This window comes from Hwangdonia lutea (assembly GCF_032814565.1).
Taxonomy (GTDB): Bacteria; Bacteroidota; Bacteroidia; order Flavobacteriales; family Flavobacteriaceae; genus Hwangdonia; species Hwangdonia lutea.
This window is the reverse complement of the sequence record NZ_CP136521.1, coordinates 2,052,277-2,064,581: the sequence shown is the minus strand read 5'-3', so window position 1 is coordinate 2,064,581 and position 12,305 is coordinate 2,052,277. Positions and strand designations below refer to the sequence as shown.

General features: G+C 35.6%; 12 protein-coding genes. 7 read left to right on the top strand and 5 right to left on the bottom strand.

Annotated features, from left to right (window positions below; genetic code table 11):
* Nucleotides 1-8 precede the first annotated feature (8 nt).
* The gene (locus RNZ46_RS08935; protein WP_311937324.1) at nt 9-515 is read left to right on the top strand and encodes an OmpH/Skp family outer membrane protein; all 507 of its coding nucleotides are present in this window, start codon (nt 9-11) and stop codon (nt 513-515) included.
* A 176-nt stretch (nt 516-691) separates the two neighbouring features.
* A complete protein-coding gene (gene murI / locus RNZ46_RS08930; protein ID WP_316981867.1) occupies nt 692-1,471 on the top strand; it encodes a glutamate racemase in 780 nt (259 codons plus the stop codon).
* Nucleotides 1,472-1,711: 240 nt separating this feature from the next.
* Here the strand turns inward: murI and RNZ46_RS08925 are convergent, their stop codons facing one another.
* From RNZ46_RS08925 to RNZ46_RS08910, 4 genes are all read right to left on the bottom strand, one after another.
* Nucleotides 1,712-2,224 carry a gamma carbonic anhydrase family protein gene (locus RNZ46_RS08925; protein ID WP_316981866.1) on the bottom strand — a complete coding sequence of 171 codons (513 nt, stop codon included), beginning with the start codon at nt 2,222-2,224 and terminating at the stop codon, nt 1,712-1,714.
* Nucleotides 2,225-2,423: 199 nt separating this feature from the next.
* On the bottom strand, nt 2,424-3,158 hold the full coding sequence (locus RNZ46_RS08920; RefSeq protein ID WP_316981865.1) for a LytR/AlgR family response regulator transcription factor: 735 nt from the start codon (nt 3,156-3,158) through the stop codon (nt 2,424-2,426).
* A gap of 67 nt (nt 3,159-3,225) precedes the next feature.
* Nucleotides 3,226-3,540, bottom strand: coding sequence for a GIY-YIG nuclease family protein (locus RNZ46_RS08915; protein ID WP_316981864.1), 315 nt, complete (start codon nt 3,538-3,540; stop codon nt 3,226-3,228).
* Nucleotides 3,541-3,740: 200 nt separating this feature from the next.
* Entirely contained in the window at nt 3,741-5,858 is a 2,118-nt protein-coding gene (locus RNZ46_RS08910; RefSeq protein ID WP_316981863.1) for a histidine kinase, read from the bottom strand.
* A gap of 296 nt (nt 5,859-6,154) precedes the next feature.
* Between RNZ46_RS08910 and RNZ46_RS08905 the strand changes: the two genes are divergently transcribed.
* Entirely contained in the window at nt 6,155-7,312 is a 1,158-nt protein-coding gene (locus RNZ46_RS08905) for a vWA domain-containing protein (protein WP_316981862.1), read from the top strand.
* A 94-nt stretch (nt 7,313-7,406) separates the two neighbouring features.
* Here the strand turns inward: RNZ46_RS08905 and RNZ46_RS08900 are convergent, their stop codons facing one another.
* Complete coding sequence (locus tag RNZ46_RS08900) at nt 7,407-8,411, bottom strand: PorP/SprF family type IX secretion system membrane protein (protein ID WP_316981861.1); 1,005 nt, start codon at nt 8,409-8,411, stop codon at nt 7,407-7,409.
* 141 nt (nt 8,412-8,552) lie between these two features.
* On the opposite strand from RNZ46_RS08900, the gene RNZ46_RS08895 reads away from it, so the two are divergent.
* From RNZ46_RS08895 to RNZ46_RS08880, 4 genes are all read left to right on the top strand, one after another.
* The gene (locus tag RNZ46_RS08895) at nt 8,553-9,455 is read left to right on the top strand and encodes a NifU family protein (protein ID WP_316981860.1); all 903 of its coding nucleotides are present in this window, start codon (nt 8,553-8,555) and stop codon (nt 9,453-9,455) included.
* Between the two features lie 105 nt (nt 9,456-9,560).
* The gene (locus RNZ46_RS08890; RefSeq protein WP_316981859.1) at nt 9,561-9,761 is read left to right on the top strand and encodes a dodecin family protein; all 201 of its coding nucleotides are present in this window, start codon (nt 9,561-9,563) and stop codon (nt 9,759-9,761) included.
* A gap of 157 nt (nt 9,762-9,918) precedes the next feature.
* Nucleotides 9,919-11,955 carry a thioredoxin domain-containing protein gene (locus tag RNZ46_RS08885; protein ID WP_316984980.1) on the top strand — a complete coding sequence of 679 codons (2,037 nt, stop codon included), beginning with the start codon at nt 9,919-9,921 and terminating at the stop codon, nt 11,953-11,955.
* The gene (locus RNZ46_RS08880; protein WP_316981858.1) at nt 11,952-12,305 is read left to right on the top strand and encodes a DUF1304 domain-containing protein; all 354 of its coding nucleotides are present in this window, start codon (nt 11,952-11,954) and stop codon (nt 12,303-12,305) included. The genes RNZ46_RS08885 and RNZ46_RS08880 overlap by 4 nt, the downstream gene beginning before the upstream one ends.

Here is a 12,305-nt window from a genome sequence, read left to right as displayed (position 1 = left end):
TTTTAAAAATGAAACAATTTAAAACTATTTTATTAGCAACGGCATTATGTATAGGAACAGTTAGTTTTACACAAGCTCAAAGTAAAGTTGCCCACATAAATACACAGGAATTAATTACTGCTATGCCAGAAATGAAAGCAGCCCAAACACAACTTGAAACACTTGGTAAAACTTACCAAACAGATATTCAAACCATGGCTACCGAGTTTCAAAACAAAGTGAAGCAATACGATGCCGAAGCGGCTTCAAAAACTCAAGAAGAGAATACCAAAAGAGCTCAAGAGGTACAAACTATGGAGCAAAACATCCGTCAGTTTCAAGGGCAAGCACAACAAGATTTACAAACTAAGGAAATGGAGCTTTTAAAGCCTATAACCGAGAAAGCTAAAACAGCTATTTTAAAGGTAGCCAGAGCCCAAGGTTTTGACTATGTTTTAGATTCTGCACAAGGGGTTATGATTATGGCTGATGGCAAAAATCTACTTGACGATGTAAAAAAGGAGTTAGGAATTTAATCAACATTTATTAAATAATAATTTAAAAGCTGCCTTAAACAAGGCGGCTTTTTTGCTTTTCTTTAAAATAGTATTACTTTAACCAAATGTCCCCTCGAGCACAGTCGAGAGGCTGTACACATTAGTAGTTTAAAGTTTAAAAAGAAGGTCTCGACTGCGCTCGACCAGACAAAATTATGAGCAAACTTCCTATTGGTATTTTCGATTCTGGTGTTGGTGGCACGTCTATTTGGAAAGAAATTCATTCTCTTTTACCTAACGAAAACACGATTTATTTGGCCGACAGCATCAATGCGCCCTATGGACCAAAAGGAAAAGAAGCCATTATTAAACTGAGTATAAAAAACACCGAATATTTACTTAGTAAAAACTGTAAACTTATTGTCGTAGCCTGCAACACTGCCACGACCAATGCGATTGACTATTTACGCAACTCATATAACGTGCCATTTATTGGCATTGAACCTGCCATAAAACCAGCGGCTTTACAAACCAAAGTCCATGCCATTGGCATATTGGCCACGAAAGGCACCTTAAGCAGTGCGTTATTCTCGAAAACTTCTGGGTTGTTTGCCAGTAATATTAAGGTTATTGAACAAGATGGCGAAGGCATTGTTGAGCTTATTGAAAGCGGACAATTACATTCTGATGAGATGCGAAGCTTACTTAAACTGTACTTAAAACCCATGATTGATGCCAACATTGATTATTTGGTTTTAGGCTGCACGCATTACCCCTATTTAATGCCTTTGCTTATTGATTTGTTACCAAGCCATGTAAAAATTATAGATTCTGGTGAAGCTGTGGCACGACAGACCAAGGCGGTGTTAAAGCAACATAATTTGTTAAACAGTCAAGTATTAAATACTAAAAATGAGTTTTTCACTAATGGAAATCCTGAGGTGATGCAATCGCTTTTAGGTGAAAAGTTTGATGTTGATTATCTGGATTTTTAAATTGAGCTTCCTTTGGTTGGAAATTACCATAAAGTAGAAATAGATAAAAAAACAAAGGAAACAGTATGATATTTTGACCAAGTGTTTCCTTTGCAAATCGTATTCCTAAACTGACATTACTCCTATTTAGTACAATGAGTATACTCTCAGCCTCTAATGTAAGAAGCACCCCAATACAATAGTATAAATATACATAAAAAATTTAATTAAACAATTGATTTTTAGAATTTTAATATGTTTTTACTTAAACCAACCTGAATATTTTATATAATTGTTTGCGATTCGGTCTATCTCGCCCGAAATGAGTTCATGACTAATATCTTTCACTTTTTTTGCCGGAACGCCCGCATAAATGCTGCCCGCTTCTACCCTGGTGTTTTGCGTAACCACGGCACCGGCGGCAATAATGCTGTTGCTTTCTACAACGCAATCGTCCATAATAATACTGCCCATGCCCACCAAAACGTTGTCGTGAATGGTACATCCGTGCACGATGGCATTGTGCCCAATGGACACGTTATCGCCAATAGTTGTGGGCGCTTTTTGGTAGGTGGCGTGTATAACCGCGCCGTCTTGCACATTGACTTTATTGCCCATTTTTATATAATGTACATCGCCACGAATTACGGCACTGAACCAAACGCTGCATTGGTTTCCCATAACGACATCACCAACAATAGTGGCGTTTTCGGCAATGTAACAATCGCTGGGGATTTGTGGGTGTTTTCCGTTTACTGGTTTTATTATTGACATGAATATGAATACTTTTACATTCCCGCCTTTCGTCTTCGCTCAAGATAAACTATGGCGGGAATCTTTTTAAATATTATTACAGATTTCTTTGAGTTATTGTTTTTTCTTGCTTCGCACGAAATCATTTTGTTTTTTAGTAAATTTAAAAATTTAGTTTCAATTTATAAGATTCCCGCCTGCGCGGGAATGACAAAAAGGATTATTTGAAATACGATAACAAAGCTGATTTTTTTGATGCTGAAACCATAATTTCTTTTCCGTTGCTAAGTATTACGCTTCCGCCTTTGCCTTTCTTATATTTTACAACTTCATTGACATTAACTAAATACGATTTGTGTACCCGGGCAAAACCACTGGCCTTTAAAATATCGTCAAAATATTTAAGTGTTTTACTTACTACTTTCTTTTTATTGGTGTTTAAATAGATTTCGGTGTAGTTATCATCGGCTTTACAATACAAAATATCTGTGGTATTGACAATCTCGAAACCGTTTTGCTGCGGAATGGTTATTTTACCATTTACCGTATTTGTTTTTGAAACTAACACCTGGTTTTGAAGCGCGTCTTCTTTGGTTTTTATTTCGGTTACGTAATCGACAGCCTTAATAAGCTCGTCGATTGAAATGGGTTTCATTAAATAATAAGAGGCGTGGGCATTTAAAGCGTCTATCGCGTAATGATTGTATGCGGTTACAAATACGGTTTCAAAATTAATGTCGCCCACCTTATCGAGTAAATCGAAGGCGTTTCCGTATGGCATCTCTACATCGAGGAATACCAAATCCAAATCGCTGTTTCTAATCAACACCAAGGCTTCTTCTACATTTTCCGCTTCGCCCAAAACCGTTACGTTTGGGCAGTATTTTTTGAGGTAATTCTTTAGGATTTCCCTGCTGGTTGCTTCGTCTTCGACTATAATTGCGGATAGTTTCATGTTGTTGTTTTTGTTTGTGTAAGAATGACAATTGATAGGCTTAATGTCAGTCCGAGCCTGTCGAGGACTAACATCGTTTATCTGGATGCACATATTCAAAATAATTCTTTGAAAACTCTATCAAGTCGTCCCAATTTTCATCAATTAATGCTTTTTTCTTTTTTTGCGACCAACCTATAATTTGCTTTTCAATTTTAATGGCTTCACTTGGGTTTGTGCATTGTAAATACCATTTTAATTCAATTGGTCGTCTTGAAAATGTATAACCATCTGCTTTGTAGCCTGATTTATGCTGATTAATTCTTCGCTCTAAATCATTAGTCATTCCTGTGTAATAGGTACTGTCTGAACAAAGGAGGATGTAAACGTAATAGTATTTCATTTTTATTTGTCTATAAATTGATAGTGCTTCGACAAGCTCAGCATGACAACGAATTTCAATTTATCTCTATTTATATCGTTTAACTATGATTGCGGTTAGTTCATGTTGGCATTTCTTATTTTCTATTTCTATTATTTATTGCTCACTCGTATTCAGGATTGAGTTTAAGTTCCCTCCTTTGGAGGGCTAGGGAGGCTTTTTCAATCTTTTTTTAAAGTTACAACTACTTTAGTTCCCGTATCCTCTTCTTTTTGAAAATCATCAATAGAAACATCGACTTTATCTTTATACATAGCGTTTAAAATGGATACGCGTTTTTTAATATTGCCCATCCCTTTAGAGTTTTGTTTTTGCTGATTTTCGGTTTTTAAAGCTTTTGATTTTTTTCTTCCAATGCCATCATCGGTAATGGTAATTTTAATTTCGTCTGCTTTATTTTGGGTTATTGCAATATTTAAATGCCCTTTTGTTTTCTTATATCGCAACCCGTGCCAAACGGCATTTTCTATATAGGGTTGCAGCAGCATGGGCGGTATTACAAAATCGCTGACATTGATATTTTTATCGACCGTAATGTTGTAATCAAACTTATCTTTAAATCTAAAATGCTCCAATTTGGTGTATAATTCCAATAACTCAATTTCTTTTTCCAACGGAATAAAATCTTCTTCGCTATTTTCTAAAACGGCTCGCATTAACAATGAAAAATCCGACAAATACTTATTTGCAGTCCGCTCATCATTTGAAGCAATAAAACTATTTACCGAGTTTAAAGCATTAAAAATAAAGTGCGGATTCATTTGACTGCGCAAGGTTTTTAATGCCAACAAATTGTTTGCCAAACGCTGTTGCTTTATGTATTTAAACATTAAAAATGCTGTAATCAGCAATAATAAAACACCGCCAATTAGCGAGTAAATAATCAGTTTTTGTGTACGCGCCTGCTGGATATTGAGTTGGTATTTGCTTTCAGAAAGTGCCCTATCGCTCTCCAAGCTTAAAATCCGGTTTTGTTTACTCACAATATCTTTACTAAATCGAGCCGCTTGCGAAATTTCCTGTTCTTTTTTTGAATAGACTTTATCCACCAAATCCACATATTTTTGATAGGCCACCAGAGCTTTATCAAACTCACCGGCATCACGCAACACTTCAGATAATTTTCTGGTCGCATCTTTTTGAACGATTAAATCTTCTTTATCATCGGCTTCTTCAATGCTTTTTTCAAGATAGGTTATGGCTTGCCCGAAATCTTTTTGCAAGGCATAGGCATTACCTATTTTATAGTTTTGTTTTTGTGGTGTTAAAGCACTTTCGTTATCGAAAGCCGAATCGCTTTCTATTTCGGATATGGCTTCCAAGGCTTCCTTTCGCAATTCAATTTCACTGGAATAATCGCTTAAATTGTTCTGAAAATCGGCGACCTTAATTTTTTCTTCAACGCCCCTTTTTTTGTTTTGGGTTTTAGCCAATTTCAACGATTCGTTAAAGTAGCCCTTGGCCTTTTGCGATTCGCCTTTCGCAACATAAACCTGTGCGATTTTAGAATTTAAGTCGGTTATTTTTGGGGTTATCAAATGTTTTTTTGCCACCTTTAACCCTGCGTTATAGGCATCAATCGCAGCATCAAAGGTTTTGGTAGTTTGGTTCACATCGCCAACGCCTTCATAAAGCACCACCAACTGCCAATTGGAAAGTTCTGTTTTATCGATATCGTTGTAAGTAGCAAGGCTTTCTTGATAGTTTTTATTCAGCTGATAGGCTTTTGCCAGTTTAATTTTAACGGTATTGGTCGCCCTATTTTGAATGCTTATTCGGTAATTTGAAACCGCTAAATCGTACTGCTTCCAATGCATATAAACATCGCCCAAAACCTCGTAAGCTTCACTGTTTTCTTTAACCGACTTGCTGTCTTTTAAAGCATCAGCTATAAATTGAATACTTTTTTTAGCATTATTTTTTAAATACACTTCGGCAGAATCAATAAGCGATTTAAAAACTTGGGTAGTTGCTCTCGACTTAAAAAGTTTACTTTCATATTCTTCTAATTCATTGGGCTGAACCTCCACTTTAATGCGTTCGCTACTTTTAATGATATAGTAAACGGTTTCAAAATCTTTATGTCGTATGGTAAGCTCGTCACCTTTTTTGGCTTCAATTCTAAACTCTCCAAAATTGTCGGTGGTTGTGTAAGCGCCTCCGCTAACTTCAATATTAACATGGGGGATTGGGTTGTTGGTATCGCTCTCAATCACAGAACCGCGTACCGTAAATCGTTTTTCGGTGTTTATATCATTGTTCCTTTCCTGCGCAAGCATAAAACTCGTACTAAAAACTAGGCACAAAAAAAACATGTATTTTACTAACAACTTCATAGGTTACTTTATAATAGATAAACTTACGCACTTTCTTTGTTATAATAAAATGATGACTTTAAAATACCAATGGTTTTTAAGTTGAAAAAGGGGCGTTTACGTAGTCTAAAGTTGCGTTGGCTCATTTTATATTCCGGTTTACTCATTCCTCTTTTTTTTAGAAAAAAGATGCTTTTAATTTTACGTTGTTAATCAGAAAACCCATAGTGGGCATCATTAAATCAAAAAACAAAAATATTATGAAAACGTATTTAAAAACATTCCTTTTTAGCATCGCGCTCGTTAGCTTTATAGCTTGCCATGCAAACAACAAAAAGACAAATACAGATTATACTCAAGCAGAAATCTCAAACAATAAACCCAGTAAACAGTACATTAAAGTGGCGCTTTTATTGGATACGAGCAACAGTATGGACGGGTTAATAGACCAAGCCAAAGCACAACTTTGGGATATTGTAAACGAACTGTCTTATGCAAAATGCGGCAACAATAAACCCAATTTACAGATTGCATTATACGAATATGGCAACGACCGATTAAATGGCGACGAAGGTTATATCCGACAGGTATTAAGCTTTAGCGAAGACCTTGACGAGATTTCAAAAGAGCTGTTTTCGTTAACCACAAATGGTGGTGAAGAATATTGCGGACAAGTCATTCAAACCTCATTAAATCAATTAAAATGGGGCAAAAATCCAGACGATTTAAAACTTATTTTTATAGCAGGAAACGAGCCTTTTACTCAAGGTAAAATCAATTATAAAGATGCTTCAACAAATGCCAAAGAAAAAAACGTAACTATTAATACTATTTTTTGTGGCGATTACAGACAAGGCATTTCAACGTTTTGGAAAGATGGCGCGAGCTTAACCAATGGCGAATATATGGCAATAAACCAAAACAATGCTACGGTGCATATTGCATCGCCTTTTGATGATGATATTTTAATATTAAATCAAAAACTGAATAAAACCTATGTGATTTACGGTCAGGCTGGAAGACAAAAAATAGCGCTTCAAGCGGAACAAGATGCCAATGCAGGCATGTATAGTAAAGCCAATGCCGTGAGCAGAACGGTGAGCAAAAGCTCGCATTTATACAAAAATAAATCTTGGGATTTGGTTGATGCTGAAAGCGACAAGGATTTTAAATATGACGATTTAAAAGAAAGCCAATTACCCGAAGTTTTAAAAGGAAAATCGGAATCGGAAATAAAGGCTTTTGTAGCTAAAAAACGTAATGAACGCGAGAGCATTCAAAAGCAAATTCAGAAGTTGAACAACAAACGTAAACTCTATATTTTAGAGCATAAAAAGGAAAATGCAAACGGATTGGAAAATGCCATGACCAAAGCGATTAAAGAACAAGCCAAAAAGAAAAAGTATTCTTGGGATTAAAAGCTAAAAATGTCTGTTCGTGCGCAGTCGAAACCTTTATGTAATGACCTCAATAACATCTCGACTGTGCTCGATGAGTCAATCTATAGTTTGCTTAATTTACCGCCGGACATCTACATTCGTAGCGCTTTCTTTTACAAGCAAAATTAAATCCTAAGGTAATTTGATGAAATCCGCCACTTGTAAAAACTACTGAATTGTTTTGGTAGGTATAGGTGTAAGCAAACATGAATTGTTTATAATCAACCCCTAAAATGGGTGTGAGTTGTCGTAATTTTTGACTTTTTACCGTATTTGAATTTATCAAATATTCGGCACCATCAAAACTTTGTCGATACGATAAGCCAGCCCAAATTTTACCAAAATCCATGTCTTTATAAACTTTTCCGTTTACATCTATGGCGGCCTCTTGTGTGCCATCTTTATACTGAAACATGATTGAAGGTTCGTAACTCCAATCGCTTCCTAATTTTCCAAAAACACCTCCAACCGAAAGCAAGTAGCGCCTTAAATTGCTTGTAATTTCAATATCGTTATTTACACCGGCATTTTTCAATACGTTTTTAACGGTGGCATGTGCGTAGTAATCCAAAAAGTGATATGAAAATCCTAAATCAATATTAAAATTGGTTTCGTTTTGCACAATACCATCAATAATAGGATCGGGCCCATCAAACAAAAAGCTGGTTTCATCTAATTTATACTGTATAAATCCCGCGCTTATCCCAAACGAAAGCATATTCAAATCTACTTCATTTCTTGAAAACAACAGGTGATGTGCATAAGTTGCATAAGCTCCAGATTGCGAATGGTATCCGTTTTTATCGGTAAACAAAATACCACCTATTGCAGATGGCGTTTCGCCTATTCTTCCATTTAAACTCAATGTGGTAAGTCTTGGTGCATCTTCATGACCAAACCATTGCTGGCGTGAGGTTAACCTAACCTTAGAGCAATTGGCAATTCCCGCCATTGATGGATGTATGAGGTAATAATTATCGGTTAAATAATCTGTGTATATTGGTAAACCTTCTTGCGATGTAGCCGTGTGAGCACATAATACGCCGATAGCTATCATTAAGATATTCTTCAATTTCATAATTTTTTTTACCAAGTAGGTTTTTGGGTTTATTACAAACGATTTAATTTATAAAAAATTACATGTAAAATAAAATACACTAAACTCAAATATATGCATATCTTGGTTTTCTTTTAGTATTTTTGTAAAAAATTAGCTAAAATGAATAATTTCAAGGTTTCTGTGCAAGAAACATCCAATAATGCGATAGTAAAATTTGAGTTAAATCAATTTATAACCAAGCATCAAAGTTTCGAGTTTAACAATATAGACGAAGCAAAAGCATCGCCTTTAGCTCAACAATTATTTTATTTACCCTTTGTAAAAAAGGTTTACATTACGAGTAATTTTGTGGCTGTAGAGCGTTTCAATATTGTGGAATGGGACGATGTAAAAGATGAAATGGCCGAACAAATTGAAACCTATTTAAACGATGGCGGTGTTGTGGTTGAAGAATCCAATGCGCCCAAAAAGATACCCGTTACGGTATATGCCGAAAGCACGCCAAATCCGTCGGTAATGAAATTTGTGGCCAACAAAAAAATAGTGACCACGTTATTTGAATTCACCTCTATAGATGACGCGAAACTATCACCTTTAGCCACAGAATTATTTCATTTCCCGTTTGTTAAAAGTGTTTTTATAGACGAGAACTACGTATCTATCACCAAATACGATATGGCCGAATGGCAAGACATCAATATCGAACTTCGCGAGTTTATTAGAAGTTATATTGAAAACGGAAAAGATGTGGTGTTACCCGAAGCTGTTGAAAGTTTAAAAAAATCGACAGAGCAATTAGACAGCCAGTTTGAGAATTTAGATGATACTTCAAAGGAAATTGTTAACATCTTAGAAGAATATGTTAAACCAGCCGTAGCCAGCGATGGCGGTAACATTCAGTTTATTTCTTACGATGCCGAAAGCAAAAACGTAAGCGTTATGCTACAAGGTGCTTGTAGTGGTTGCCCATCATCAACCTATACCTTAAAAAGCGGTATAGAAAATATGCTTAAACAAATGCTTCCAGGAAAAGTAAATATGGTTGAAGCCATAAACGGGTAAAATAGTCGTAATTTTTATTGGTGACTTATTAAATTTATCTGTGTCGAAAAAAAGATGTATCTTTTAAACAAACAGATAAATAATAACCTTTAAAAAAAATGAATTATGGCAGTACTAAAAGTAATTGAAATTTTATCGAACTCAGAAAAAAGTTGGGAAGATGCTACTAAAAAAGCCGTGAAACACGCTTCAAAGAGTGTGAAAAACATACGTTCAGTATATGTAAAAGAACAAAGTGCCATTGTAAAAGATGGAGATGTAACGGAATTTAGGGTAAACTTAAAAATCACTTTCGAAGTGGATTAATATTACATATAATTTAAAACTGAAGCGTTCATTAATTGAACGCTTTTTTTTATGATTAAATTTATGTTTAATTCGCTAACTTTGAAACATGAAACACATACTATTATCTATTTTTTTTATCTCTTTAATTAGCTGTAAGGGTCAGAATTCTGAAACCATGAAACATAAATATACTAACGCTCTAGTAAACGAAACCAGTCCGTATTTACTGCAACACGCGCACAACCCGGTAAACTGGAATCCGTGGAATTCCAAAACCTTGGCCAAAGCAAAGGATGAAAATAAACTTATTCTCATCAGTGTAGGTTATGCTGCTTGCCATTGGTGCCACGTTATGGAACACGAAAGCTTTGAAGACAGTTTGGTGGCACAGGTTATGAACAAAAATTTCATCAATATTAAAGTAGATAGAGAAGAACGACCAGATGTAGACCAAGTGTATATGAATGCCGTACAGCTTATGACTGGGAGCGGTGGTTGGCCGCTCAACGTTATTGCACTACCCGATGGCCGACCGGTTTGGGGCGGCACTTATTTTAAAAAAGAACAATGGATGGATGCTCTAGCCCAAATCTCTAAACTTTACGCTGAAAATCCCGATAAGCTATATGAATATGCCGATAAATTAGAGCAAGGCATTAAAGCTTTGGATGTGGTTAGCTTAAATACCGATGAACCCGTTTTTGAAAAAACCTATATAGATGAAGCTTTAAAAAATTGGTCTAAACATTTTGATAACGATCAGGGCGGTTTGAATAGGGCACCAAAATTTATGATGCCCAATAATTATCATTTTTTACTCCGATACGCGTACCAAACCAACGATAAAAAACTGCAGGATTATGTAAATCTCACCTTAACAAAAATAGCTTATGGCGGGGTTTTCGATCAAATTGGGGGTGGTTTTTCACGCTATGCCGTCGATACCAAATGGCACATCCCTCACTTTGAAAAAATGCTATACGACAATGGGCAATTGGTGAGTTTATATGCCGATGCTTATCTCATCACAAAAAACAAACTATACAAAGATATTGTTACCGAAACCTTGGCCTATATTAAGCGCGATATGACCACCGAAAACGGTGCATTTTATTCTTCGCTTGATGCCGATAGCAACACACCCGAAGGCAAACTTGAAGAAGGTGCGTTTTACGTTTGGAAAAAAGACGAATTGCAAACCCTTTTAAAAGATGATTTTAAACTGTTTTCAGATTATTATAATGTTAATAATTATGGTTTTTGGGAACATGATAATTATGTTTTAATTAGAAAAGACGACGATGCTTCCATCGTTAAAAAGCATAATATTTCTATTGAAACCTTAAATAAAAAGAAGGGCGAATGGAAGCAAATGCTACTAAAAGAGCGCAATAAAAAATCTAAACCAAGACTTGATGACAAAACATTAACCTCATGGAATGCCTTAATGCTTAAAGGTTATGTGGATGCTTATCGTGTTTTTGGGAATGATGAATACCTCGCTTCCGCGGAAAAAAACGCCCACTTTATCATAAATAATATGCTACGTGAAGATGGCGGATTGAACCACACTTATAAAGATGGAAAAAGTACAATTAACGGCTATCTTGAAGATTACTCAGCTACTATTGATGCCTTTTTAGCATTATACGAAAGCACTTTGGATGAAACTTGGTTAACCGTTTCAAGGGATTTGGCAAATTACACCTTCGATCACTTTTTTGATGAAAAAGGCAAGATGTTTTATTTCACCTCGAACCAAGATGAATCGTTAGTTTCAAGAAGTATTGAATATCGCGATAATGTTATTCCGGCGAGCAATTCCATTATGGCAAAAAACCTTTTTAAATTATCACATTATTTTGATAACGAGCATTACGGTAAAACCGCTATGAGCATGCTTAATAATGTAAAACCGGAAATGTTGGAATACCCGTCTGGTTATTCCAATTGGTTCGATTTAATGCTTAATTACGCCCAACCTTATTACGAAGTAGCCATTGTTGGTGCCGATGCAAAGCAAAAAATTACGGAGTTAAATAAAACCTATTTACCTAATAAATTGATAGCGGCAAGCACAACCGAAAACAACATGCCTTTATTGGAAAACCGGTTTAATCCGGAAAACACATTTATTTATGTGTGTGTTAACAAAGCCTGTAAACTTCCGGTTACCGAGGTAAAAGATGCCATTAAATTTATAAAAGAATGACACTTTTAACCATCGTTTTAATGGCTTTGGTAGCTTTTGAGCATGTCTATTTTTTAATATTGGAAATGTTTTTTTGGACCAAACCAAAGGGCATAAAAACATTCGGGTTAAAATCGAAAACATTTGCCGAAGACACTAAGGTTCTTGCCGCAAACCAAGGCTTGTACAATGGCTTTTTGGCTGCTGGTTTGCTGTATGCCATCATTCAGAAAGACATAAATACAGCTCTGTTTTTTCTAGTTTGTGTAACTATTGCTGGAATTTACGGCGCTTATTCTACAAAGCAAATTAAATTGTTTTATGTGCAAAGCATACCAGCAATTGCGGCACTTATTGCAATATTCGTTTAA